22 protein-coding genes are annotated in these 24,300 nt (G+C 71.1%); 16 read left to right on the forward strand and 6 right to left on the reverse strand.

Annotation, left to right across the window (positions count from 1 at the left end):
- The first annotated feature begins 1 nt into the window (after nucleotide 1).
- Nucleotides 2-499 (forward strand): hypothetical protein, encoded by a 498-nt coding sequence (locus FB157_RS05615; protein WP_145876516.1) that lies wholly within the window; start codon nucleotides 2-4, stop codon nucleotides 497-499.
- A gap of 123 nt (nucleotides 500-622) precedes the next feature.
- On the opposite strand, the gene FB157_RS05620 is transcribed toward FB157_RS05615, so the two are convergent.
- Both FB157_RS05620 and FB157_RS05625 read right to left on the reverse strand, forming a co-directional pair.
- Nucleotides 623-1,027 (reverse strand): tetratricopeptide repeat protein, encoded by a 405-nt coding sequence (locus FB157_RS05620; protein ID WP_145876518.1) that lies wholly within the window; start codon nucleotides 1,025-1,027, stop codon nucleotides 623-625.
- Nucleotides 1,028-1,222: 195 nt separating this feature from the next.
- Nucleotides 1,223-2,971: a dolichyl-phosphate-mannose--protein mannosyltransferase gene (locus FB157_RS05625; RefSeq protein ID WP_145876520.1), complete on the reverse strand. Its 1,749-nt coding sequence runs from the start codon at nucleotides 2,969-2,971 to the stop codon at nucleotides 1,223-1,225.
- 105 nt (nucleotides 2,972-3,076) lie between these two features.
- On the opposite strand from FB157_RS05625, the gene rsmI reads away from it, so the two are divergent.
- From rsmI to FB157_RS05675, 10 genes are all read left to right on the forward strand, one after another.
- Entirely contained in the window at nucleotides 3,077-3,925 is an 849-nt protein-coding gene (gene rsmI, locus FB157_RS05630; RefSeq protein WP_145876522.1) for a 16S rRNA (cytidine(1402)-2'-O)-methyltransferase, read from the forward strand.
- A 361-nt stretch (nucleotides 3,926-4,286) separates the two neighbouring features.
- Nucleotides 4,287-4,703 (forward strand): hypothetical protein, encoded by a 417-nt coding sequence (locus tag FB157_RS05635; protein ID WP_145876523.1) that lies wholly within the window; start codon nucleotides 4,287-4,289, stop codon nucleotides 4,701-4,703.
- Nucleotides 4,704-4,750: 47 nt separating this feature from the next.
- On the forward strand, nucleotides 4,751-5,629 hold the full coding sequence (locus FB157_RS05640; protein ID WP_145876525.1) for a TatD family hydrolase: 879 nt from the start codon (nucleotides 4,751-4,753) through the stop codon (nucleotides 5,627-5,629).
- Between the two features lie 114 nt (nucleotides 5,630-5,743).
- Entirely contained in the window at nucleotides 5,744-7,108 is a 1,365-nt protein-coding gene (locus tag FB157_RS05645; RefSeq protein WP_145876526.1) for a resuscitation-promoting factor, read from the forward strand.
- A gap of 187 nt (nucleotides 7,109-7,295) precedes the next feature.
- Nucleotides 7,296-8,165: a 16S rRNA (adenine(1518)-N(6)/adenine(1519)-N(6))-dimethyltransferase RsmA gene (gene rsmA, locus FB157_RS05650; protein ID WP_145876528.1), complete on the forward strand. Its 870-nt coding sequence runs from the start codon at nucleotides 7,296-7,298 to the stop codon at nucleotides 8,163-8,165.
- Nucleotides 8,162-9,061, forward strand: coding sequence for a 4-(cytidine 5'-diphospho)-2-C-methyl-D-erythritol kinase (locus FB157_RS05655; RefSeq protein ID WP_145876530.1), 900 nt, complete (start codon nucleotides 8,162-8,164; stop codon nucleotides 9,059-9,061). The genes rsmA and FB157_RS05655 overlap by 4 nt, the downstream gene beginning before the upstream one ends.
- 82 nt (nucleotides 9,062-9,143) lie before the next feature.
- Nucleotides 9,144-10,952, forward strand: coding sequence for an ABC-F family ATP-binding cassette domain-containing protein (locus FB157_RS05660; RefSeq protein ID WP_145876531.1), 1,809 nt, complete (start codon nucleotides 9,144-9,146; stop codon nucleotides 10,950-10,952).
- Between the two features lie 235 nt (nucleotides 10,953-11,187).
- Nucleotides 11,188-12,960: a PQQ-binding-like beta-propeller repeat protein gene (locus FB157_RS05665; protein WP_145876533.1), complete on the forward strand. Its 1,773-nt coding sequence runs from the start codon at nucleotides 11,188-11,190 to the stop codon at nucleotides 12,958-12,960.
- A 67-nt stretch (nucleotides 12,961-13,027) separates the two neighbouring features.
- A complete protein-coding gene (locus tag FB157_RS05670; RefSeq protein WP_145876535.1) occupies nucleotides 13,028-14,788 on the forward strand; it encodes a PQQ-binding-like beta-propeller repeat protein in 1,761 nt (586 codons plus the stop codon).
- A gap of 235 nt (nucleotides 14,789-15,023) precedes the next feature.
- Entirely contained in the window at nucleotides 15,024-15,716 is a 693-nt protein-coding gene (locus FB157_RS05675; RefSeq protein ID WP_145876537.1) for a LuxR C-terminal-related transcriptional regulator, read from the forward strand.
- A gap of 27 nt (nucleotides 15,717-15,743) precedes the next feature.
- On the opposite strand, the gene FB157_RS05680 is transcribed toward FB157_RS05675, so the two are convergent.
- Together FB157_RS05680 and FB157_RS05685 are read right to left on the reverse strand one after the other, a co-directional pair.
- Entirely contained in the window at nucleotides 15,744-16,091 is a 348-nt protein-coding gene (locus tag FB157_RS05680; RefSeq protein WP_145876538.1) for a hypothetical protein, read from the reverse strand.
- A 21-nt stretch (nucleotides 16,092-16,112) separates the two neighbouring features.
- Nucleotides 16,113-17,804: a sodium:solute symporter family protein gene (locus FB157_RS05685; RefSeq protein WP_145876540.1), complete on the reverse strand. Its 1,692-nt coding sequence runs from the start codon at nucleotides 17,802-17,804 to the stop codon at nucleotides 16,113-16,115.
- A 211-nt stretch (nucleotides 17,805-18,015) separates the two neighbouring features.
- Between FB157_RS05685 and FB157_RS05690 the strand changes: the two genes are divergently transcribed.
- The 4 genes from FB157_RS05690 (at nucleotide 18,016) to FB157_RS05705 (ending at nucleotide 22,221) form a co-directional block, all read left to right on the forward strand.
- Nucleotides 18,016-19,125: a DUF4931 domain-containing protein gene (locus tag FB157_RS05690; RefSeq protein WP_145876542.1), complete on the forward strand. Its 1,110-nt coding sequence runs from the start codon at nucleotides 18,016-18,018 to the stop codon at nucleotides 19,123-19,125.
- Nucleotides 19,122-20,093, forward strand: coding sequence for a UDP-glucose 4-epimerase GalE (gene galE, locus FB157_RS05695; RefSeq protein WP_145876544.1), 972 nt, complete (start codon nucleotides 19,122-19,124; stop codon nucleotides 20,091-20,093). Before FB157_RS05690 ends, galE begins: the two co-directional genes overlap by 4 nt.
- A complete protein-coding gene (gene galK / locus FB157_RS05700) occupies nucleotides 20,093-21,247 on the forward strand; it encodes a galactokinase (protein ID WP_145876546.1) in 1,155 nt (384 codons plus the stop codon). The genes galE and galK overlap by 1 nt, the downstream gene beginning before the upstream one ends.
- A gap of 371 nt (nucleotides 21,248-21,618) precedes the next feature.
- A complete protein-coding gene (locus FB157_RS05705; RefSeq protein WP_145876548.1) occupies nucleotides 21,619-22,221 on the forward strand; it encodes a Uma2 family endonuclease in 603 nt (200 codons plus the stop codon).
- A 5-nt stretch (nucleotides 22,222-22,226) separates the two neighbouring features.
- On the opposite strand, the gene FB157_RS05710 is transcribed toward FB157_RS05705, so the two are convergent.
- Nucleotides 22,227-22,682 (reverse strand): N-acetyltransferase, encoded by a 456-nt coding sequence (locus tag FB157_RS05710; RefSeq protein ID WP_186581373.1) that lies wholly within the window; start codon nucleotides 22,680-22,682, stop codon nucleotides 22,227-22,229.
- Between the two features lie 262 nt (nucleotides 22,683-22,944).
- Here FB157_RS05710 and FB157_RS05715 point away from each other — a divergent pair, with 262 nt between their 5' ends.
- Nucleotides 22,945-23,718, forward strand: a complete 774-nt coding sequence (locus FB157_RS05715; RefSeq protein WP_145876552.1) for a response regulator transcription factor — start codon at nucleotides 22,945-22,947, stop codon at nucleotides 23,716-23,718.
- Nucleotides 23,719-23,752: 34 nt separating this feature from the next.
- Here FB157_RS05715 and tamR read toward each other — a convergent pair whose 3' ends face one another.
- Complete coding sequence (gene tamR / locus FB157_RS05720) at nucleotides 23,753-24,250, reverse strand: MarR family transcriptional regulator TamR (protein WP_053661755.1); 498 nt, start codon at nucleotides 24,248-24,250, stop codon at nucleotides 23,753-23,755.
- Nucleotides 24,251-24,300: the final 50 nt, after the last annotated feature.

Below are 24,300 nucleotides of genomic sequence, written 5' to 3' on the forward strand. Positions count from 1 at the left end.
CGTGTCCGAGGTTGACGCACTCACCGACGAGCAGGCGATCGCCGTGCTCGCCCTGGTCCTGGACCGCGACCGACGCCTGCCCGACCTGACCCGGGCACGGCAGCTGGACGCCCAGATCAGCGAGGCCGCCGGGCAACCCGTCGAGATCGAGGGGGCGACCGGACCGAACGTCGCCACGGCCGACGGGCCAGTGGCTCCGGGCGCGCTGGCGCGGGACACCCTGGCGTACCTGGCCGCAGAGAGGCCCGACGTGGCACCGGTGGTGGAGCGCGCGATCGCGATGACGCGGCAGGGCTTCAGCGCCCCGTCGCGGTTCGACCCGGTGACGGTCGGGGTGGGCGCGTTGGTGGTGCTGGCCCTGCAGACCGACCTGGAGCTGGAGCGCACCACCGCCGGGAAGTGGCGGTTCAAGGTCCACAAGAAGGCGCTCAGCGACAGCGTTCTGGGCAAGCTGCTGGGCAAGCTGATCGCGACGTACACCGGCGACAGTGGCCAGTAGACCTGCGGTGCGATGGAGAGCGGCGTCCGTGGAGGGCAACGGGACGGTAGGAGTACGCCAGTACCCCGCTACCCGTGCGCCCAGCCCGTCAGGCTCGGGGGCGGCGTCGGATCCCGCCGGCCTTCAGACCTGAGGTGTCTCGCCTGCCTTCCCCTGCCAGTAGGCGAGGTTGTTGCGGGTGGTCAGGGTGTCGGGGTGGTCCTCACCCAGTACCCGCAGCCGGTCGGCCAGTAGCTGCTCGTACGCGGTTGCGGCGCCGGATGCGTCTCCCGCCTTCCCACGCCAGTACGCGAGATTGTTGCGGGCGATCAGGGTGTCGGGGTGGTCGGAGCCCTGCACCCGAACCCGGTCGGCCAGCAGCTCCTCGTGCGCGGCTGCGGCGCCGGCCGCGTCTCCTGTCTCCCCCCGCCAGTAGGCGAGGTGGCCGCGGGCGGTCAGGGTGTGGGGGTGGTCCTCACCCTGCACCCGAACCTGGTCGGCCAGCAGCTCCTCGAATGCGGTTGCGGCGCCGGCCGCGTCTCCCGCCATGGCATCCCCCAGCAGGAGGGCTCAGAGGCAAACCTGCAGGTCACGGACAGTGGACTTAGCCCGCTGTACATCTGCTGGCTCATCTCGCTGGGCCGTCTCTGGGCCGTCCGAGGGCGGCCAGCGACGGCCAATGACGACCAGCATCGACCACGAGGGCACGGCCGCCGGCCGTGCCCTCGTGCAAGGTCTACACAGCTAGACCCACGTATCCAGCCACATCCGCGACCGCCACTGGTCGATCGGGATCGCCGTGCCCGTGTACAGCGGCCAGAAGTAGATGAAGTTCCAGGCGATCAGCAGGACCAGGATGCCCGCTGCCGATGCGCCGATCACGCGGCGGGTCTCGGTGGAGCCCGGTGGGCCGATGATCGCGCCGATCAGCATGGCCACGGCAAGGCACAGGAACGGCAGGAAGACGACCGCGTAGAAGAGGAAGATCGTCCGCTCCTGGTACATGAACCAGGGCAGGTAGCCGGCCGCGATCCCGCAGGCGATGGCGCCGGCCCGCCAGTCGCGGCGCAGCAGCCACCGCCACAGCACGTACAGGAGCGCGAAGCAGGCCGCCCACCACAGCAGCGGTGTGCCGATGGCCAGCACCTCCCGGGCGCACTTCTGGCCGGCGTCGGCCGGGCAGCCGTCGGCGCCGGGGGAGGGGGACTCGTAGAAGTACGACACCGGGCGGCCCAGCACGATCCAGCTCCACGGGTTGGACTGGTAGGTGTGCGGGGACGACAGCCCGATGTGGAACTTGTACACCTCGTGCTCGTAGTGCCACAGGCTGCGCAGCCAGTCCGGCAGGAAGGTCCAGTTGCCGCCCCTGCCGTCGGTCGCCGCCCAGTTGCGGAAGTAGCCGCCGGTGCCGTCGGCTGGGGAGAGGATCCAGCCGGTCCAGGAGACCAGGTAGACGGTGAGCGCCACCGGCCAGGTCGCGAGGAACGTGATGCCGGTGTCGTACTTGAGCGCCGCGAGGTAAGGGCGCCGGGCGCCGGCCGTCCTGCGGGCGCCCGCGTCCCAGAGGACCGCCATGACGCAGAACGCGGCCAGGATGTAGAGGCCGTTCCACTTCGTGCCGATGGCCAGGCCCAGCATCAGCCCGGCGCCCCAGCGCCAGGGCCGCCAGCCGAAGCGGAAGGTGTCGCCGACCTGGTCGTCGGGGCGTACCCGGCCGTCGGGTCCGGCCGGCAGCGCGGCGGCCAGTTTCTCCCGTGACCTGTCCCGGTCGACGACCAGGCAGCCGAACGCGGCCACGACGAAGAACATCAGCACGCCGTCGAGCAGCGAGGTCCGGCTCATCACGAAGTGCAGGCCGTCCACCGCCATCAGCACGCCCGCCAGACAGCCGAGGAACGTGGAGCGGAACATCCGGCGGCCGATCCGGCACAGCAGCAGGACGGAGAGCGTCCCGAGCAGCGCCGTCATGAACCGCCAGCCGAACGGGTCGAACCCGAACATCAGCTCGCCCAGGCCGATGACGTACTTGCCCACCGGCGGATGCACGACGTACGCCGCGTCCGTGGGGATCGTGAGATGGCCGTGGGTCTGCAGCACCAGGTCGTTGGCGTTCTTGTCCCAGTTGACCTCGTACCCGCGGTGGACGAGCGCCCAGGCGTCCTTGGCGTAGTACGTCTCGTCGAATATCACCGCGCGCGGGCTGCCCAGGTTCCAGAACCGCATCACGCCCGCCATCAGCGTCACCAGCAGCGGACCGATCCAGCCCGACCAGCGGGTGATCCGCTCCGCCAGGACCGGCGGGACGCCCAGCGCCTGCCACAGGCGCGGACTCGGCTCGGCGTACGGCGGCACCAGCCGGTCGCGTACATCGCCCGAGGGAGCGTCCTTGGCGGGCGCGTAGCCGAATCGGCGCAGCCGCTGCTGCCACGACGGCCGCTGGTCGTGCGGTGCCTGGCCCTGCCGGAGGTCCGTGGAGGACGCGGTACTGGTCACCGCGCCATCGTAGGGAACCGTTCTGTGTGAGTCCCGTGCATGTGAGGTACCGGTCGGGATGCGGTCGCTTTCTCCGCTCCTCGCCGGTCCTGGGAGGATGGGGGTGTGACTGGAACCCTTGTCCTGGCAGGTACCCCCATCGGTGACATCGCGGACGCGCCGCCCCGGCTGGCCGAGGAGCTGGCGGGCGCCGACGTCGTCGCCGCCGAGGACACACGGCGGCTGCGCCGGCTCACCCAGGCGCTGGGGGTGACCCCCAAGGGCCGCGTGGTGTCGTACTTCGAGGGCAACGAGGCCGCCCGGACGCCCGAGCTGGTCGAGGAGCTGCTCGGCGGCGCGCGGGTGCTGCTCGTCACGGACGCGGGGATGCCGTCGGTCTCGGACCCGGGGTACCGGCTGGTCGCGGCCGCCGTGGAGAAGGACATCCGGGTCACCGCCGTCCCCGGGCCGTCCGCCGTGCTCACCGCCCTCGCCCTGTCCGGGCTTCCCGTCGACCGGTTCTGCTTCGAGGGCTTCCTGCCGCGCAAGGCGGGGGAGCGGCTGTCCCGGCTGCGGGAGGTGGCCGGCGAGCGGCGGACGCTCGTCTACTTCGAGGCCCCGCACCGGCTCGACGACACCCTCGCCGCCATGGCCGAGGTCTTCGGCGCCGAGCGGCGGGCCGCCGTGTGCCGTGAGCTGACCAAGACGTACGAGGAGGTGCGGCGGGGGCCGCTGGACGAGCTGGCGCGGTGGGCCGCCGAGGGGGTCCGCGGGGAGATCACCGTCGTGGTGGAAGGGGCGCCCGAATCCGGCCCCGAGGAACTCGACGCGGCGGAGCTGGTGCGCCGGGTGCGGGTCCGGGAGGAGGCGGGGGAGCGGCGCAAGGAGGCGATCGCCGCGGTGGCGGTGGAGGCCGGACTGCAGAAGCGGGTCGTTTTCGACGCGGTCGTTGCTGCGAAGCGCTCCGCTGGGTGAGGCGGCTGTCCGGGGAGCGCCGTGGGGGTTCGGTCTGTGGCGGGCTGACGGTATGCCGTAGCTGGTCGCGCCCACGCGGCGGAGCCGCATACCGATGCAGCCCCGCGCCCCGTTCGGGCGCTTCCCCCGCCTGCTGAACAGGCCCTCTGAGCAGGGGCGTTCTCGGTTGAGCATGCGCCCCATGCGAGGGCAAAAGGCTGGCGCCGAAGGCAAAGACCAGACCCCCGCCCGCGGCCGATTTGGCAAGCGGCGACCAAATCGCCTCCAACACTCGACAGGCCTGATGCATTCGCTCCGGTGAAGGCGTCCACTGGTCGAAGGGACGCACCCGTCCCGTGTCCAGCGGACAAGAGGAGCTGGCATGAGTGAGATCGCAGGGCAGACCGGCCTCCGCGGTACGGCCACAGCCGTCGTTCACGAGTCGTACTCGTTCGCCTGCATGCGATGCGGGCACGGCTGGGAGCAGTCGTACGAGATAGAGCACCACACGGACGCCGACGGCCATGAGTTCGTGAGGTACGTGGCCGACAAGCAGGTCGTGCCGTCCCCGCTGAGCCGGCCGACGTGCCAGAACTGCGACGGTCACGTCGTCCGGATCATGCGGCCGGGACAGGTGTCGTCGGTGCGCAGCGCGGCGCAGCACCACCACCAGGCGCCGCGGGCCGGCGCGCCGCGGGGCGAGGCACCGCAGGCGGCGGAGACGGCCGCGCCGGCCAAGGAACACCACCACTGGCATCTGTCCGATCTCCTGCACCCGTTCCACCGCAGGGCGAGCTGAGCACATCGCCGACGTTCGAACGCATGCTCCTTTCGTAGGATCGGGGCATGCCTTCGAACGCCGACAAGAACGCGGCACCGCCGCTCCCGGAGCCCCTCCGGGTGCCCGTGGCCGACTCCCACACCCACCTCGACATGCAGTCCGGCACCGTCGAGGAGGGCCTCGCGAAGGCCGCTTCGGTGGGTGTGACGACGGTCGTCCAGGTCGGCTGCGACATCAAGGGCTCGCAGTGGGCCGCAGAGACGGCCGCGACGTACGAGAACGTCCACGCGACCGTCGCCCTGCACCCCAACGAGGCCCCGCGGATCGTCCACGGCGACCCCGACGGCTGGTCCCGGCAGGGCGCCCGGCAGCCGGGCGGTGACGCGGCGCTGGACGACGCCCTCGCCGAGATCGACCGGCTCGCCGGTCTGCCCCAGGTGAGGGGCGTCGGTGAGACGGGGCTGGACCACTTCCGCACCGGGCCCGAGGGCAAGGCCGCCCAGGAGCGGTCCTTCCGGGCCCACATCGAGATCGCCAAGCGGCACGGCAAGGCCCTCGTCATCCACGACCGCGACGCCCACGCCGACGTGCTGCGCGTCCTGAAGGAGGAGGGCGCCCCCGAGCGCACCGTCTTCCACTGCTACTCCGGCGACGCCGAGATGGCCGGGATCTGTGCCCGCGAGGGCTACTTCATGTCCTTCGCCGGCAACGTCACCTTCAAGAACGCCCAGAACCTCCGGGACGCCCTCGCCGTCGCCCCGCTGGAGCTGGTCCTCGTGGAGACCGACGCGCCCTTCCTGACCCCGGCGCCCTACCGCGGACGGCCCAACGCCCCGTATCTGGTTCCGGTCACGGTGCGCGCGATGGCCGCCGTGCACGGCATCGACGAGGACACCCTGGCGGCCGCCCTGGGAGCGAACACCGCACGCGCCTTCGACTACTGACCGCAGGTTCGGCGCGCAACAGTACGTAGTCGCGTCGCTTTGGACGGTGACATCCGCTCCGCTAGGTTCTGGGGGCCCGATCCGGACCCCTCTGGCCTTCTGGAGCGTGTCGGCGTGAGCAAGCCGCAGTACGAGACGTACGACCCGTACGGCCATGACGCCTCCGTGCACACCGCGGAGACGCTGCCCTACGGGATGTACGAGGACACCTACCGGCCCGCCTACGAGGCCCAGGCGTACTTCGTCACCGAGCCGGTGCTGCCGTTGCCGCGGCAGGTGGCGGGCGGGCACCGCGTTCCCGAACCGGTGATCCCGGAGCCCGCCGCGCCCGAGGAGGCGGTCGGGCGTGCGACGCGCCGGCGCAGGGCGCGCTCCGCCGAGCGCCCGGAGTCCGCGATGCGCCGTCTGCTGCCGCAGGCGCTGGTCGTCGCCTTCCTGGCCGGCGGCACCACCGCCTTCGTCGCCAAGGACAAGGCGATCGAGCTGAGCGTCGACGGCGAACAGCGCACGTTGCACACCTTCGCCGACGACGTGTCGGAGCTGCTGGCCGAGGAGGGCGTGCGCGTGGGAGCCCACGACGTGGTCGCCCCCGCCCCCGGAGCGGCGCTCGCCAGCGGCGAGGAGGTCGCGGTGCGCTACGGGCGCCCCGTGCGGCTCACGCTGGACGGCCGGCGGCGCGAGGTGTGGACGACGGCGCACACGGTGGACGAGGCGCTCAGGGAGCTGGGGGTGCGCGCGGAGGGCGCGTACCTGTCGGCCGCGCGTTCCCGGAGCATCGGGCGTGCCGGGCTCACGCTGGACGTGCGCACCGAGCGCGCGGTCACGGTCATGGCGGACGGCCGCAGCCGCACGATCCGCACCAACGCGGCCACCGTCGGCGAGGCCGTCGAGGAGGCCGGCATCACCCTGCACGGCCAGGACACCACCTCCGTCCCGGCCGACAGCTTCCCGCGCGACGGGCAGACGGTGACCGTGCTGCGGGTGACCGGTGTCAGGGAGGTGCGCGAGGAGCAGATCCCCTTCGCGGTCGAGCGGACCGAGGACCCCTCCCTCTTCAAGGGCACCGAGGTGATCGAACGGCCCGGACAGCCCGGGCTGCGCCGGATCACCTACCTCCTGCGCACCGTCAACGGCGTCCGGGAGAAGCCGCGCAAGGAGAAGTCCGAGGTGGTGCGGGGGCCGAGCAAGGAGCTGGTGAAGGTGGGGACCAAGCCCCGGCCGAAGTCGGTGCAGGGCGCCGACCACCTCGACTGGCACGGGCTGGCCGCGTGCGAGTCCGGTGGCCGTCCGCACGCGGTGGACCCGTCGGGGAGCTACGGCGGGCTCTACCAGTTCGACACACACACCTGGCACAGCCTCGGCGGCAGCGGGCGCCCGCAGGACGCGCCGGCGGAGGAGCAGACGTTCCGCGCGAAGAAGCTGTACGTACGCGCCGGGGCCAGTCCCTGGCCGCACTGCGGGGCTCGCCTGCACAGGTGAGTGCGGGCCGCCCTGCGGGCGCGGGCCGGTGGAGTCCGGTCGCGCCCGTGCGGCGGAGCCGCACATCGATACGTTCCCGCGCCCCCGAGGAGTTGCGGCCCCGTCGGCCGCACACGCACCCTGCGCGGCCGCGGCCGGCACCGATGCCCTGGCAACCCCCGCATCCACACCCCCGTACCCTTGTCCCGTGACCAGCCCCACCCCCGACGCCCTCCTCGGCCCCGCCGACATCCGTGAGCTCGCGGCAGCGCTCGGTGTCCGTCCCACCAAGCAGCGCGGCCAGAACTTCGTGATCGACGCCAACACGGTCCGCCGTATCGTCCGTACCGCCGAGGTCCGCCCCGACGACGTGGTCGTCGAGGTCGGCCCGGGGCTCGGCTCCCTCACGCTCGCGCTGCTGGAGGCCGCCGACCGGGTCACCGCCGTCGAGATCGACGACGTGCTGGCCGCCGCGCTGCCCGCGACGGTCGCCGCGCGCATGCCGGAGCGTGCCGAGCGGTTCGCGCTGGTGCACTCCGACGCCATGCACGTGACCGAACTGCCCGGACCGCCGCCGACGGCCCTGGTGGCGAACCTGCCGTACAACGTGGCCGTACCGGTGCTGCTGCACATGCTCGAAACCTTCCCGAGCATCGAGCGGACGCTCGTGATGGTGCAGTCCGAGGTCGCCGACCGGCTGGCCGCCGCGCCGGGCTCCAAGGTGTACGGCGTCCCGTCCGTGAAGGCGAACTGGTACGCCGAGGTGAAGCGGGCCGGCGCCATCGGGCGCAACGTCTTCTGGCCCGCGCCGAACGTCGACAGCGGGCTCGTCTCGCTCGTCCGGCGGGCCGAGCCGCTCACGACGACGGCCTCGAGGCGCGAGGTCTTCGCGGTCGTCGACGCGGCGTTCGCGCAGCGGAGGAAGACCCTGCGCGCGGCGCTCGCCGGCTGGGCCGGGTCCGCACCGGCCGCCGAGGCGGCGCTGGTCGCCGCCGGGATCTCGCCGCAGGCGCGCGGGGAGTCGCTGACGGTCGAGGAGTTCGCTCGGATCGCCGAGCAGAAGGAGGCGGGCAAGTGAGCGTGACGGTACGGGTACCGGCGAAGGTCAACGTCCAGCTGGCGGTGGGTGCGGCCCGCCCCGACGGGTTCCACGACCTGGCCAACGTGTTCCTCGCGGTCGGTCTGTACGACGAGGTCACCGTCACGCCGGCGGACGAGCTGCGCATCACCTGCGAGGGGCCGGACGCGAGCGAGGTCCCCCTGGACGGCACCAACCTGGCCGCGCGCGCGGCCGTCGCGCTCGCCGAGCGCCGGGGCATCGAGCCGGCCGTGCACATCCACATCGCCAAGGACATCCCGGTCGCGGGCGGCATGGCGGGCGGCAGTGCGGACGGAGCGGGCGCGCTCGTCGCGTGCAACGCGCTCTGGGGCGCCGGCGCCTCCCGCGGCGAACTCCTCGCCATCTGTGCCGATCTGGGCAGCGACGTGCCGTTCAGCCTGGTCGGAGGCGCGGCCCTCGGTGTCGGACGCGGTGAGCGGCTGACCGCCCTCGAGGTCGGCGGCACCTTCCACTGGGTGTTCGCCATGGCCGGGCGCGGGCTGTCCACCCCGGCCGTCTTCCGCGAGTTCGACCGTCTCGCCGAGGGCCGTACGATCCCCGAGCCGACCGCCTCCGCCGACCTGCTCGACGCGCTCGCCAAGGGCGACCCCGAAGCACTCGCGGCCGCCGTCTCCAACGATCTGCAGCCCGCCGCGCTCTCCCTCTTCCCGGAGCTGGCCGACACCCTCGACGCGGGTCGCGGCGCGGGCGCGCTCGCCGCGCTCGTCTCCGGTTCGGGCCCCACGACGGCCTTCCTCGCCCGTGACGCGGAGTCCGCGTCGAAGGTCGCCGAGGTCCTGCGGAATTCCGGCACCTGCCGCACGGTGCGCACGGCGACGGCGCCCGCGTCCGGCGCGACCGTACTGCCTGCCTGAGGGCGCTGACCTGCGGCGGGAAGGGGCACGGCCGCCGCCGACTACGCTGGAAGGTCGATCCGTCCCCCTTGGCAGGAGTGAAATGGCCGTCAACCTGGTCAATGTCGAGAACGTCAGCAAGGTGTACGGCACCCGTGCCCTGCTCGACGGTGTCTCGCTCGGTGTGTCCGAGGGCGACCGGATCGGTGTGGTGGGCCGCAACGGTGACGGCAAGACCACGCTCATCCGGATGCTCGCCAAGCTGGAGGAGGCCGACACCGGACGCGTCACCCACTCCGGCGGGCTGCGCCTCGGCGTGCTCACCCAGCACGACTCCCTCGACCCCGCGGCCACCGTCCGCCACGAGGTCATCGGCGACATGGCCGACCACGAGTGGGCCGGCAACGCCAAGGTCAGGGACGTGCTCACCGGGTTGTTCGGCGGGCTCGACCTGCCCGGCTTCCCGAAGGGGCTCGACACCGTCATCGGGCCGCTGTCCGGTGGTGAGCGGCGCCGTATCGCGCTCGCCAAGCTGCTCATCGAGGAGCAGGACCTGATCGTCCTCGACGAGCCCACCAACCACCTCGACGTCGAGGGCATCTCCTGGCTGGCCCGGCACCTGCAAAGCCGCCGCTCGGCGCTGGTCTGCGTGACGCACGACCGCTGGTTCCTCGACCAGGTCTGCACCCGCATGTGGGACGTGCAGCGCGGTGACGTCCACGAGTACGAGGGCGGCTACTCCGACTACGTCTTCGCGCGCGCGGAGCGCGAGCGGATCGCCGCGACCGAGGAGGCCAAGCGGCAGAACCTCATCCGCAAGGAGCTGGCCTGGCTGCGCCGCGGCGCGCCCGCGCGTACCTCCAAGCCGCGCTTCCGGGTGGAGGCCGCCAACGAGCTGATCGCGGACGTGCCGCCGCCCCGGGACAGCAGCGAGCTGATGAAGTTCGCGTCCTCCCGCCTCGGCAAGACGGTCTTCGACCTGGAGAACGTCACCGTGCAGGCCGGACCCAAGGTGCTGCTCAAGCACGTCACCTGGCAGCTCGGCCCCGGCGACCGCATCGGCCTCGTCGGCGTCAACGGCGCCGGCAAGACCTCTCTGCTGCGGGCCATGGCCGAGGCGGCGCGGACCGAGGGCGAGACGCAGCCGGCGGGCGGCCGGGTCGCCGTCGGGAAGACCGTCAAGCTCGCCTACCTCTCCCAGGAGGTCGCCGAACTCGACCCCGCCGTGCGGGTCCTGGAGGCCGTGCAGCAGGTCCGGGAGCGCGTCGACCTCGGCAAGGGGCGCGAGCTGACCGCCGGCCAGCTGTGCGAGACGTTCGGCTTCAGCAAGGAGAAGCAGTGGACGCCGGTCGGTGACCTGTCCGGTGGTGAGCGCCGGCGCCTGCAGCTGCTGCGCCTGCTCATGGACGAGCCCAACGTCCTGTTCCTCGACGAGCCCACCAACGACCTCGACATCGAGACCCTCACCCAGCTGGAGGACGTCCTCGACGGCTGGCCCGGCTCGATGATCGTCATCTCCCACGACCGGTTCTTCGTGGAGCGCACCACGGACCGGGTGTTCGCCCTCCTCGGCGACGGCGCGCTGCGGATGCTGCCGCGCGGCATCGACGAGTACCTGGAGCGGCGGCAGCGGATGGAGGAGGCGGTCGCCGCACAGTCCGCCGCCACGGCGCCCAAGCCGGACACGTCCGAGAAGAGCGCCGCCGACCAGCGCGCCGCCAAGAAGGAACTCCAGCGGATCGAGCGCCAGTTGGACAAGGTCTCCGAGAAGGAGTCCAAGCTGCACGCCCAGATCGCCGAGAACGCAACGGACTTCGCGAAGGTCGCCGAACTGGACGGCCAGTTGCGCGATCTGGCCACGGAGCGCGAGGAACTGGAGCTGCGCTGGCTGGAACTGGCGGAGGACGCCTGATCCCTCCCGCATGTCACGCAGGGGGCGCGTGCGCTGCGTGAAGGGGGCGTGAAGGCGCATAACGACGGCGTCACGGGCCGGTCCTCCCTTGGGAACAGGGGAGGGCACGGCCCCGTCTGCTGTCTGTCCTTGGTGATAGAAAGAGCCGTCTGAGAACTGTCTGAGTACGACCTTGGGTCCGTGAACGAACCTCAGGGCGTGGCTAAAAATCAGTGAACGAGGGGGAAGAGCGCTGATGACTCAGCCGCCCAACCAGCCGCCGCAGGGCGGCTTCGGAGCACCGCAGGACCAGCCGCCGTACGGCGGCGGATTCGGGGCCCCGCAGTCGCCGCCGCCTCCGGCGGCCCAACCGCCCCAGGCACCGGCCCAGCCCCCGCAGCCCCAGCCCGGCTACGGCTACCCGCAGCAGCCCGGCCCCTACGCCCAGCCGGGCCCGTACGGAGCCCCCGGCGCACCCGGCCCGTACGCCCAGCCCCAGCAGCCCGGCCCGTACGCCGCCCAGCCCGGCTACAACTACCCGCAGCAGCCGCCCCAGTTCCCGGGCGCGCCCGGCACCGTGCCCGGCGCCCCCTACGGCGGGAAGCCGGCGTCCAAGGGACGGACGGCGCTCATCATCGGTGCCGCGGTGGCCGCGCTGGCCGTCATCGGCGGCACCGTCTACGCGGTCACGAGCGGGGACGGCGGCGACAAGAAGCCGGTCGCCCACAAGAGCGACGACGGCAAGCAGTCCTCCGGCGACCCGGTCAACCCCGGTGACGGCAGCGGCGACGGCGGTGCGGACCCGGAGAACCTCAACGCCGGCCGCAAGCCCGGCGAGGCGAAGGTGCTCTGGTACAAGACCGCGCCCGACGCCCCCGGTTCCGGCGCCGACGCGCCCGGCATGTGGATCACCGGCAAGACGGCGGTGAAGGCGGCGTACAAGCAGCTCGTCGCCTACGACGTCGGCAATGGCAACCCGGCCTGGAACCCCGTCTCCTTCCCGCAGAAGATCTGCGCGGTCACCCCGGACAAGTCCGCCGACGACAAGATCGTCGTGGCGTACATGAGCGGCGTCAGCGACCGCGCCAAGTGCAACCAGATCCAGCAGATCGACCTGAACACCGGCAAGAAGGGCTGGAGCGGAGAGGTCGCCGACGGCGCGCTGTTCGACAGCGCGATCAGCATCGAACTGAGCATCAGCGGAAAGACGCTGATGGTGGGCCGTTCGCAGTCGGGCACGGCGTACGACCTCGAGACCGGCCACAAGCTGTTCGACAAGAAGAAGTACGGCACGGACTGCTTCCCGACCGCGTTCGCGGGCGGCACGGGCCGGCTGGTCCAGGTCGCCTCCTGCGGCGCCGGCGGCAGCAACGAGCACGACGAGATCCAGGAACTCGACCCGGCCAGCGGCAAGGTGAAGTGGACGCAGCCGGTCAAGAAGGGCTGGACGGTCGCGCGCACGTACTCCCTCGACCCGCTCGTGGTCTACCTGACCAACGAGAGCAAGAAGGCCTGGAACATCTCCACCTTCACCAAGGACGGCAAGTTCCGCTCGGAGGTCAAGGTGAACGAGAAGTTCGCCCCGCGCTGCGGCTGGGCGATCCTCGAACGCGACCTGCAGGGCTGCCAGGGCGTCGCCGTCGACGGCGACACGCTCTACCTGCCCACCGACACCACGAGCGGCGCCAACGAGATCGTCGCGGTCAGCCTGGCCAACGGCAAGCAGAAGTGGCGCGTCAAGTCCCCCGTGGACGAGTCGATGTCCCCGCTGCGGACCGAGGGCGGCAAGCTGATCGCGTATGTGCACCCGTCGTACGACGCGGGCGGCCGGATCGTGTCGATCCCGATCTCCGGCGGCTCGCACACCCCGGCCAAGGTGCTGCAGAACCCGGCGGGCACCGCGCAGATCGAGGACGGCTTCTTCGACGGTGACGTCCAGTGGGCCGACGGGCGTTTCTTCATCTCCTCCACCCGGTTGTCCGGCAACGACGACTCGAAGGAGAAGCTGATGATGGCCTTCGGCAAGTGAGTCCCGGCCCGTCTCCCGTCATCCTTCCGCCGTCCGGCCCCGACAGCTTCACCGAGGTACCTCCGTCATGACCCAGCCGCCTCCGCCGCCCCCGAACCAGCCGCCGAACCAGCCCCCGCAGCAGGGCGGCTTCGGCCCGCCCCAGCCTGCGGCACCTCAGCCGCCGCAACCCCAGCCCGGCTACGGCTACCCGCAGGCACCCCAGCCGCCCCAGGCCCCGCAGCCCGGCTACGGCTACCCGCAGGCTCCGCAGGCACCCCAGGCCCCGCAGCCGCCCCAGCCCGGCTACGGCTACCCGGGCGCGCCGCAGAACCCGTACACCCAGCCGCAGGGCTACGGCTACCCGGGCGCTCCCACGGTGCCGATGGCTCCGCAGCCCGCGCAGTCCGGCGGCGGGAAGAACAACAGCGCGCTCGTCATCATCGTGGCGGCGCTCGTCGTGATCGGCCTGATCGTCGGCGGCGGAGTCTGGTACGCCAAGTCCTCCGGGGGCGACGGCAAGAAGGACGACACCGCGAGCTCCAGCGGGGGTTCGGGCGGCAAGGACGGCTCCGGGGGCACGACCTCGGGCGGCGGCAAGGAGAAGGTGCCGGCGAACACCGCCGCCAAGGTCCTCTTCAAGGTCCCGATGCCCAGGACGAACGACTCCGTCGTGACCGCGGGCTCCTGGCTGACCGACACGGTGTACGCCAAGAGCGGGATCGCGGAGATCGTCGGCTACGACCCCGCCAAGGGCTCCAAGCTGTGGACGCTCAAGCTGCCCGGCCCGGTGTGCACGGCCAGCAAGCACGTCACCGCGGACGGCAGGACGGCGATCGTCTTCCAGCCGAAGATGCCCGCGAAGGGCTCCACCGCGGGATGCAGCCAGGTCGCGGCCATCGACCTCGCCAAGGGCACCAAGCTGTGGACGAAGACGGTCAAGACCGGTGACTCCCTGATCAGCCTGGAGAACGTGACGGTCTCCCAGCACACCGTCGCGGTCGGCAGCACCAACGGCGGTGCCGCGTTCGACATCGACTCCGGCAAGCCGCTGTGGCAGCCGAAGCCGACGGACTCCTGCTACGACAACGGGTACGGCGGCGGCCCCAAGCTGGTCGCGGTGCGCAAGTGCGGCAGTTACGGCAGCGGCCAGCTGCACATCCAGACCATCGACCCGACCTCCGGGAAGGTGATCTCCGACTACCAGATGGCGACCGGCATCGAGTACGCCAGCGTCGTCTCGACCGACCCGCTGGTGGTGGCCGCCGACGTCGGCAACAGCGCGGGCGACGGCAGCGGCATCTCGGACTACTTCTCCATCGACAACAAGACCGGCAAGCTGCTCACCCGCATCTCGGCGCCCGGTGACACCTACGGCGGCCGCTGCGACGGCATCACCCGCGTCGAGGACTGCCGCGAGGTCGTCGCCGGCGCCGGCAAGCTGTACGTGCCGACCGAGCAGCACGACGGCACCGGCCAGTACAGCAAGACCAACGAGATCGTCGCCTTCGACCTGACCACCGGCAAGCAGACCGGCCAGCGCGCCGAGGCAGGCGACGGCTACACGATCTCCCCGCTGCGCATGGACGGCGGCAACCTGCTCGCCTACAAGCAGCCCCCCTACAACAAGGGCGGTCAGGTCGTCAGCATCGACGGCGGCTCCTTCAAGGCGACCAAGCTGCTGGAGAACCCGGCCGCGCAGGACGTGCGGCAGGCGGAGTCCACGATGGCCCCGGACTACGCGGAGATCCGGTACGGGCAGGGACGGCTGTTCATGTCGGCCGCGTACGCGCACAAGGTGTCGTACGGCAAGGAGTTTCTGCTGCTCGCGTTCGGCGCGGGCGGCTGATCGCACGCCCCCGGGCGCTTCGGAGCGCCCGGGGTGAATGCCAGGTATTACCAGGGAGTGCCCCGGATTTCGTCGATCCGGGGCACTTCTCCTTCATAGGGGCAGCGCGACGTCGAACAAGCGTGTAGCTTCCGGGGGGCATGAAGGCAGGGGCGCCGGGGGGCGGCCCTCTGTCGTGGTGGACCGGTGGGCGTCCATAGTGGGGCATCCATGGGGGGGACTGGGGGGTTGCTCTATGGGAGTGCGGCTCATGGTCGTCGACGACCATCGCCTGCTCGCGGAGGCGTTGGCGTCGGCGTTGAAGCTGCGCGGGCACCGGGTACTGGCGGCGGCGGCGCCGGCCGCGGGAGCGGCGGATCTGGTGATCGCGCGGGCGCCGGAAGTCTGCCTGCTGGGGACGGCGGCGCCGGCCGAGCCGGGGGCCTTCGACCCGGTGGTGAAGATCAAGCGGGACCGTCCGCAGGTGGCCGTGCTGGTGCTCGGCCCGGTGCCGTCGCCGCGGGGCATCGCGGCGGCCTTCGCGGCCGGTGCGTCGGGGTACGTACGGCACGACGAGCGGATCGAGGGGGTCGAGCGGGCCATCATGAAGGCCCGCGCGGGGGAGGCGGCGGTGGCACCGCTGCTGCTGCAGGGCGCCTTCGGCGAGCTGCTCAACCCGGCGGCCCAGCCCGATGACGAGGGGCAGCGGCTGCTGCAGATGCTGACGCCGCGGGAGGTGGAGGTGCTGGTGCGGGTGGCCGACGGCGAGGACACCCGGCTGATCGCGGCGGGCATGGGCATCGCCCCGAGCACGGCCCGCACACACGTCCAGCGGGTCCTGATGAAGCTGGGCGTGGGTTCCCGCCTGGAGGCGGCGGCACTGGCGGCCCGCACAGGCCTGCTGGACAGGGCGGGCCCCCTGACGGATCCAGGGGGGCCGGAGCTGTAGCGGGGCACGATCCGCAGGGAAGCGGCGTTACTCCGCCTGCTTCTCCTCCTGCTCCTCCGCCGGAGGCAACGGCGGGGGAGTCGGGCGCAGCTTCAGCCACGCCAGGAAGAAGATGCCGAGGAGCAGCATGCCGATGCCGGTCCACAGGTTGATGTTGATGCCCTGGGCCTTGTCGATGGCGGCCTGGGAGTCGGTGATGCCGACGATGGTGACCATGACGCCGTAGACGACGAAGAGGCCACCGATGATGCGGCGCAGGTCGAAGATGCGGGCCGCGGTCGCCGACTTGCCTTCCAGCTCGGTGACCTCCCGCTGGACGTCCTCCTCCGAGTAGTGGAAGTGCTCGTGCTCGGGACGGCGAGAGTGCTCGGTCATGGTTTCCTCATCCTCCCGCGGTCAGAACGAGAACGGGATGTAGCAGGCGGCGGCCAGTACGATCGCGCCCCAGCCCAGCAGGGCCGGCTTGCGGTACCAGGCGTCGTCGCCGGCGGCCGGCGGTTCGGCCATGCCGGGGGAGCGGGTGCCGTAGACCAGGCCCTGCAGCTCGTGGGCCGGCTTCGGCCGGGTGAACAGGGACACGACGAACATGACCACCGCGCCGGCGACGAAGCCCGCGATCGCGGAGACGAAGTTGGCGCCCTGGTCGGTCGGGATCGAGATGATGCCCTTCTTGTAGAAGACGAAGTAGTTGACCATCGCCGTGACGGTGCCGGCGAGCAGGCCCCAGAAGCCGGACTTGGCGGACGCGCGCTTCCAGAACATGCCCACGATGAAGACGACGAACATCGGCACGTTGAAGAAGGAGAACAGCGTCTGCAGGTAGGCCATGATGTTCGAGAACGACGAGGCCAGGAACGCCGTGCCGATGGAGGCGACGACGCCGATCGCGGTGATCAGGCGGCCGAAGCGCACGTAGTACGAGTCCTCGCGGCCGCGCACGACGTAGCGGCCCCAGATGTCGTTGGTGAACACCGTGTTGAACGAGGACACGTTGGCGGCCATGCCGGCCATGAACGCGGCGAGCAGACCGGTGACCGCGATGCCGAGCACGCCGTTGGGCAGCAGCTCCTGCATCAGGAAGGGGATGGCGTCGTTGTACTGGTAGCCGGAGGCGGGGGTGCCGAACCTCGGGACGATCGCGGCGGCGACCAGCCCCGGGATCATCACCAGGAAGACGATGAAGATCTTCGGGTAGGCGGCGATCAGCGGGGTGCGCTGGGAGGCGGAGAGGTTCTTCGCGGACAGGGCGCGCTGCACCTCGGCGAAGTTGGTGGTCCAGTAGCCGAAGGAGAGCACGAAGCCGAGGCCGAGGACGATGGTCAGCCAGTTGGCGCCGAGCGGGTTGGCGCTGCCGATGCCGGTGCCGCCCCAGGCGGTGGTGAAGTTGTGGCCGTGGGTGACGGTGAGCTTGTCGGTCAGGCCGCTCCAGCCGCCGACCTTCTTCAGGCCGAGGACGGTGATCGGGATGAGGGCCGCGAGGATCACGAAGAACTGCAGCACCTCGTTGTAGATCGCGGAGGACAGGCCGCCCAGCGTGATGTACGCGAGGACGAAGGCGCCGGCGACCACGATGGCGACCCACTGCGGCCAGCCGAGCAGGGCCTCGACGACGATCGCGAGGGCGTAGAGGTTGACGCCGGCGATCAGGACGGCGGCGAAGGCGAACAAGATCGAACTGAGCAGGTGGGCGCCCCGGTCGAAGCGCAGCAGCAGGAACTCGGGGACCGAGCGGACCTTGCTGCCGTAGTAGAAGGGCATCATCACCAGGCCCAGGAAGACCATGGCGGGGATGGCGCCGATCCAGTACCAGTGCACGGTGTAGGCGCCGTACTGGGCGCTGTTCGCGGCCATGCCCAGGATCTCCGTGGCCGCCAGGTTCGCCGAGACGAAGGCGAGGCCGGTGATCCAGGCGGGCAGCGAGCGTCCGGAGAGGAAGAAGTCGAGGCTGGTCTTCACCGAGTGCCGGGCCGCGAAGCCGATGCCGAGGACGACGACGAAGTAGATCGCCAGGATCGCGTAGTCCAGCCCGTTCGTGGGGAGCCGTAGCTGCGCCGCCAGTTCTGTGGGGGCATATGTAGGGGTTTGCATGAGAACTCGCTTCGTTGCGCGAACTGATCCGGAGCGGAACCTATGCCTCCGTGTTCAGCAATTGAACACTTCTGTTGATGTCCTTTGTTTGATTGTGATGATCCAGGGTGTTGTCGGGTTGTGGTTTGTTATGTTTGGTTGTGTTGAGTGATTGGGTGCGGACACGCCCCGGGGGCTGCTGCCCCAGGGGCGCTTGATCAAGGAGTCCGGCGTGAAGAAGACCTCGACCCGGCTGGCCGACGGTCGTGAGCTGATCTACTACGACCTTCGGGACGACACCGTGCGGGGCGTCGTCGACCGCCGCCCGCTGGACCGTACGGTCACCACGTCCGAGATCCGCCGCGACGTGCTGCTCGGCGACTCGGTGGCGATCGCCTCCCACCGGCAGGGCCGCACGTACCATCCGCCGGCCGACGAGTGCCCGCTGTGCCCGACGCGGGGCGAGCGGCTGAGCGAGATCCCGGACTCCTCGTACGACGTCGTCGTCTTCGAGAACCGCTTCCCGTCGCTGGCGGGCGACTCCGGCCGCTGCGAGGTCGTCTGCTTCACCTCCGATCACGACGCCTCCTTCGCCGACCTCACCGAGGAGCAGGCCCGCCTGGTGCTGGACGCCTGGACGGACCGCACCTCGGAGCTGTCCCACCTGCCCTCCGTCGAGCAGGTGTTCTGTTTCGAGAACCGGGGTGAAGAGATCGGCGTGACCCTCGGACACCCGCACGGTCAGATCTACGCCTACCCCTTCACCACGCCCCGCACCGCACTGATGCTCAGCTCGCTCGCCGCCCACAAGGAGGCGACCGGCGGGGAGAACCTGTTCGACGCCGTCCTGGAGAAGGAACTCGCCGGGGAGCGGGTCGTCCTTGAGGATGAACACTGGGCGGCCTTCGTGCCCTACGCCGCGCACTGGCCCTACGAGGTCCACCTGTACCCGAAGCGCCGCGTCCCCGATCTGCTCGCGCTCGACGAGGCGGCACGCACAGAATTCCCCCAGGTCTATCTGGAACTCTTGAGGCGCTTCGACCGGATCTTCGACAGGCGGGACGCAGGGAAGGAAGGGGCGCGGGACGGAGCGGAAGAAGGGGCGGGCGAGCCCCCCACGCCCTACATCGCGGCCTGGCACCAGGCCCCGTTCGGCGCGCTGGAGGAGTTCGACGGTGTGACGCGGGACGACTTCGCGCTCCACCTCGAGCTTTTCACCATCCGCCGCACTTCCGGCAAGCTGAAGTTTCTCGCGGGTTCCGAATCCGGCATGAGTGTGTTCATCAACGATGTGCCGCCGGAGCGCGCGGCCGAGCGACTGCGAGAGGTAGCTAGTTCATGAAGTACCTGGTGACGGGCGGGGCGGGTTACGTCGGCAGCGTGGTGGCCCAGCACCTGCTGGAGGCTGGACATGAGGTCACCGTCCTCGACAACCTCTCCACCGGCTTCCGTGAGGGCGTGCCCGCCGGTGCCGCCTTCGTCGAGGGCGACATCCGCGACGCCGCCAAGTGGCTCGACGCCTCCTACGACGGCGTGCTGCACTTCGCCGCCTCCTCGCAGGTCGGCGAGTCGGTGGTGAAGCCGGAGAAGTACTGGGACAACAACGTGGCCGGCAGCATGGCCCTGCTCGGCGCCATGCGCGAGGCGGGCGTCCGCAAGCTGGTCTTCTCCTCCACCGCGGCCACCTACGGCGAGCCGGAGCAGGTCCCGATCGTGGAGAGCGCCCCGACGAAGCCGACCAACCCCTACGGCGCCACCAAGCTCGCCGTCGACCACATGATCACCAGCGAGGCGAACGCCCACGGCCTGGCCGCGGTGTCCCTGCGCTACTTCAACGTGGCCGGCGCCTACGGGGCGTACGGCGAGCGCCACGATCCCGAGTCGCACCTGATCCCGCTCGTCCTCCAGGTCGCCCAGGGCCGCCGCGACGCGATCTCCGTCTTCGGCGACGACTACCCGACCCCGGACGGCACCTGCATCCGCGACTACATCCACGTCGCGGACCTGGCCGAGGCCCACCTGCTGGCCCTCACGGCCGCGCGGCCGGGCGAGCACCTGATCTGCAACCTCGGCAACGGCAGCGGATTCTCCGTCCGCGAGGTCGTCGAGACCGCCCGCAAGGTCACCGGCCACCCGATCCCCGAGGTCGTGGCCCCGCGCCGCGGCGGGGACCCGGCGGTCCTGGTCGCCTCGGCGGACACGGCCCGCGAGAAGCTGGGCTGGAACCCGTCCCGCGCGGACCTCGCGGGGATCGTCGCGGACGCGTGGGAGTTCGCGCGGCACATCGCAAGCACGGCAAGGGAGCAGTAGTGGCGGCACAGCAGGTCCGGGAGCGCTTCGCCGAGCTGTACGGGGCCGAGCCGGAGGGAGTGTGGGCGGCGCCCGGCCGGGTCAACCTGATCGGCGAGCACACCGACTACAACGACGGCTTCGTGATGCCCTTCGCGCTGCCGCACCAGGCCACCGCGGCGGTCTCCCGCCGCGCCGACGGCGTCCTGCGCCTGCACTCGGCGGACGTCGAGGGCGGGGTCGTGGAACTGCGGCTCGACTCCCTCGCCCCCGGGAGCGACGGGAACTGGACGGCCTACCCGGCGGGCGTGGTCTGGGCGCTGCGCGAGGCCGGGCACCCGGTCACCGGTGCCGACGTCCACCTCTCCTCCACGGTCCCGACCGGCGCGGGCCTGTCCTCCTCCGCGGCCCTGGAGGTCGTGATCGCGCTCGCGCTGGACGACCTGTACGGCCTCGGTCTGCAGCGCTGGCAGCTGGCCCGGCTGTGCCAGCGCGCCGAGAACGTCTACGTCGGCGCGCCGACCGGGATCATGGACCAGACGGCGTCGGCCTGCTGCGAGGAGGGCCACGCGCTCTTCCTCGACACCCGCGACCTGTCCCAGCGGCAGATCCCCTTCGACCTCGCGGCCGAGGGCCTGCGCCTGCTGGTCGTCGACACGCGGGTCAAGCACGCCCACAGCGGCGGCGAGTACGGCAAGCGCCGGGCCGGCTGCGAGAAGGGCGCGGCCCTGCTCGGCGTGGACGCCCTGCGCGACATCGCCTACGCCGACCTGGCCGCGGCCCTCACCCGCCTCGGCGACGAGGAGGAGGTCGTCCGCCTGGTCCGGCACGTCGTCACGGAGGACCAGCGGGTGGAGCGCGTCGTGTCCCTCCTCCGCGCCGGCGAGACCCGGGCCATCGGCCCGGTCCTCACCGAGGGCCACGCCTCCCTGCGCGACGACTTCCGCATCTCCTGCCCGGAGCTGGACCTGGTCGTCGACACCGCCCTCACGAACGGCGCGCTGGGCGCCCGCATGACCGGCGGCGGCTTCGGCGGCTCGGCGATCGTCCTCGCGGAGGCCACCGACGTGGACACCCTCACCAAGGCGGTCGAAGAGGCCTTCGCCGCGGCCGGCTTCACGTCCCCACGCGTCTTCGAGGCGGTCCCGGCGGCGGGCGCCCGACGCCTGAACTGACCCCACCGGTCTCCCACGCGGGGTCGGACTACCGGGACAAGACCCGCGACTACCCCGCCATGGGCATCCCCCACTACCTGATCCTCGACCCACGCGACGGAACGTGGACCTACCAGTGAGGTATCGGCCGGGCCGAGGGCCGACCCGCCTACGAGAACCGGCTGCACCTCCCGTACGGCAAGCCGGTCACCGTAGCCACCGACCTGGGCACCGGGACGATCGACACCGCCGGCCTGCCCGCTACAGCGCGAAGGACACGGGACTGGCCACAGAGCCTAAGCAGCCGGGACGTCACTCTTTGTGATGACGGCCACCGAATCCGGCGGTTACCGTGGACGGGCAGGCCGAGAATCCCGCCCATGGGAGGAACCATGACCGCCGAGCCCATCGCCGAGCCCGGCCACCGCTGGCCGGTGCCGCCCCGGGACGGATACACCGTGGACGACCTGTTGACGTTGCCCGACCTCCCGCCGCACACCGAGCTGATCGACGGGAGCCTGGTTTTCGTGAGTCCGCAGCGTCGCTTTCACGCCAAGATGATCGAGCTGCTGATGAACGGCCTACGTCGAACACTTCCGGACGACCTGAAGGTCGAGCGCGAGATGACCGTCGTCCTGGACCGCCGTAACGGCCCCGAACCCGACCTCTCCGTCGTTCGCGCCGAAGCCGTGGTCGACCTGGAACAGACCCGCTTCAAGGCCGCTGACGTCCTGCTCGCCGCCGAGGTCGTCTCCCCGGACTCCGAAGCCCGCGACCGCGACACCAAGCCCCGCAAGTATGCGGCGGCGGGCATCCCGCACTTCTGGCTGGTCGAGATGGGCGACGCGAAGAAGCACCCGGTGGTTCGGACCTACGAACTTGACCCCGTCTCCAAGGCGTACGGGCTGACGGGCACGCATCGCGAACAGCTCAAGCTCAGCGACCCGTACGACATCGCCATCGACATCACCCTCGACGCCCTCAAAGAGCTGTGACCGGCTCAATCGAGCCGCTTCGTCAGAGTGAACTCCGTGATGCCCGGCGGATAGTCGGGGATCACGCACACCACGTCGTAGCCCTGCTTCTTGTAGAACTCCGGAGCCTGGAAGTCCCACGTCTCCAGCCGGGCACTCGTGCAGCCGCGTTCCGTGCGGGCGACGTGTTCGGCCTCGGCGAGGAGACGGGAGCCGAGGCCCGTGCCGCGGTGCGCGGAGTCGACCCACAGGTAGGTGACGTGCATCCAGTTCGTCCAGGTGTGGCCGACCAGGCCTCCGGCCAGATCTCCCGCCGAGTCCAGCGCCCAGACGTGCAGCGGGACTTCGCGCTCCCCCGGTGTGCCCCGAAGCGCCGCCAGGACCGGCGAGGCCGCCGTGTTGGTGTCCCGCAGCCGGGAGCGGAGCAGATCACGTCGGGCTTTGTCGACTTCCGCCTCAATACGAAACATGCGGCACACCATAAACGTGCCGGACGGCCAGTTCTGCAAATCGGCTTCCGCTCTCTGCTCCCATCCGTACTCTGATGAACAGCACCGGTGGGGGCCGGTGCATATCAGGGGGCGAGACAGGCGGGTACGGCGCCTGCGGTGGGGGTAGCAGTTTCCGCAACGGCGGCGGTCGTGCGGTCGGCGTTCCTTCCGCAGGTGTCGTGCCCGCGCGAGTCGTCGTGCTCCGAACCTTGGTCATCCCCTGCTCCACGCGGAGCCCGGGGAAGGGGGTTTCGTGGTTCGTATCCGAGTCCTGGTCGTCGACGACCACCGTATCTTCGCCGAGTCGCTGGCCGCGGCGCTGGCCGCCGAGCCCGACGTCGACGTCTCGGCCGCCGGCAGCGGCCCCGCCGCGCTGCGCTGCCTGGAGCGCGCGGCGGCCGAGGGGCGCCGCTACGACGTCCTGCTCGTCGACGCCGACCTGGGCGGAAACCTGCCCGGCGTGCGCCCGGCCGTGCCGGTGCAGGAGGGCAACGAGGACGGCCTGGTCGACGGGATCTCGCTGGTCGCGGGCGTCCGCACGGCGCAGCCCGCGGTGCGCACGGTGGTCCTCGCCGAGAAGGACGACCCCCGGCGCGCGGCCCTCGCGCTGCAGGCGGGTGCCTCCGGCTGGGTCGCCAAGGACTGCTCGCTCTCCCGGCTGCTGACGGTGATCCGGGGGGTGCTGCGCGACGAGACCCATCTGCCGCCCGCCCTGCTCACCGGCGTCCTCAAGGAGCTGACGGCCGCGCGCAAGCACCGCACCGAGAGCGAGCGGCTGGTGGAGTCGCTGACCCCGCGCGAGCGGGAGGTGCTGCGCTGCATGGTCGCGGGCCTCGGCCGCAAGGCCGTCGCCGAACGGCTGTTCCTCTCCCCGCACACCGTGCGTACCCACATGCAGAACGTCCTCGGCAAGCTGGGCGTCCACTCGACCCTGGCCGCCGTCGCGCTCGCCCGGCGGGCCGGAGTCGGTCCGGTGGACCTGGGGTCTGCCGGGCGGGTCGTGCCGGAGGAGACCAACAGCGCCTGATCAGCCGCGTCGCGGGCGGGAGACGCCCGGCAGGCTAGCCGGGGATGTTGTCGAACGGGGCGGTCAGCTGGCGTAGCAGGCCGGCGAGTTCGGCGCGCTGGGCCCGGGACAGCTCGGCGAGGATCGCCCGCTCCTGCTCCAGCAGTCCCGCCAGGGCCTGGTCCGCGCGGTCCCGGCCCGTGTCGGTCAGCCGGACCAGTACGCCCCGCCGGTCGCTGGGGTCGGGCAGCCGCTCCACCAGGCCCTTCTTCGCGAGCCGGTCGATCCGGTTGGTCATCGTGCCCGAGGTGACCAGGGTCTGCGTCAGCAGCTGCCCGGGGGAGAGCTGGTACGGCGTCCCCGCGCGCCTGAGCGCGGTCAGCACGTCGAACTCCCAGGGTTCGAGCTGGTGCTCGGAAAAGGCGAGCCGGCGTGCGCGGTCCAGGTGCCGGGCCAGTCTGCTCACCCGGCTGAGCACTTCCAGCGGCTCCACGTCGAGGTCCGGACGCTCCCGGCGCCACGCTGCGACCAGCCGATCGACCTCGTCCTCCATGGAGATCAGTGTAGTGGTTGTGTCGACATGAAGTCTCTTGATCTCAAGTC

It is taken from the genome of Streptomyces sp. BK340, from assembly GCF_007827595.1.
GTDB lineage: Bacteria > Actinomycetota > Actinomycetes > Streptomycetales > Streptomycetaceae > Streptomyces.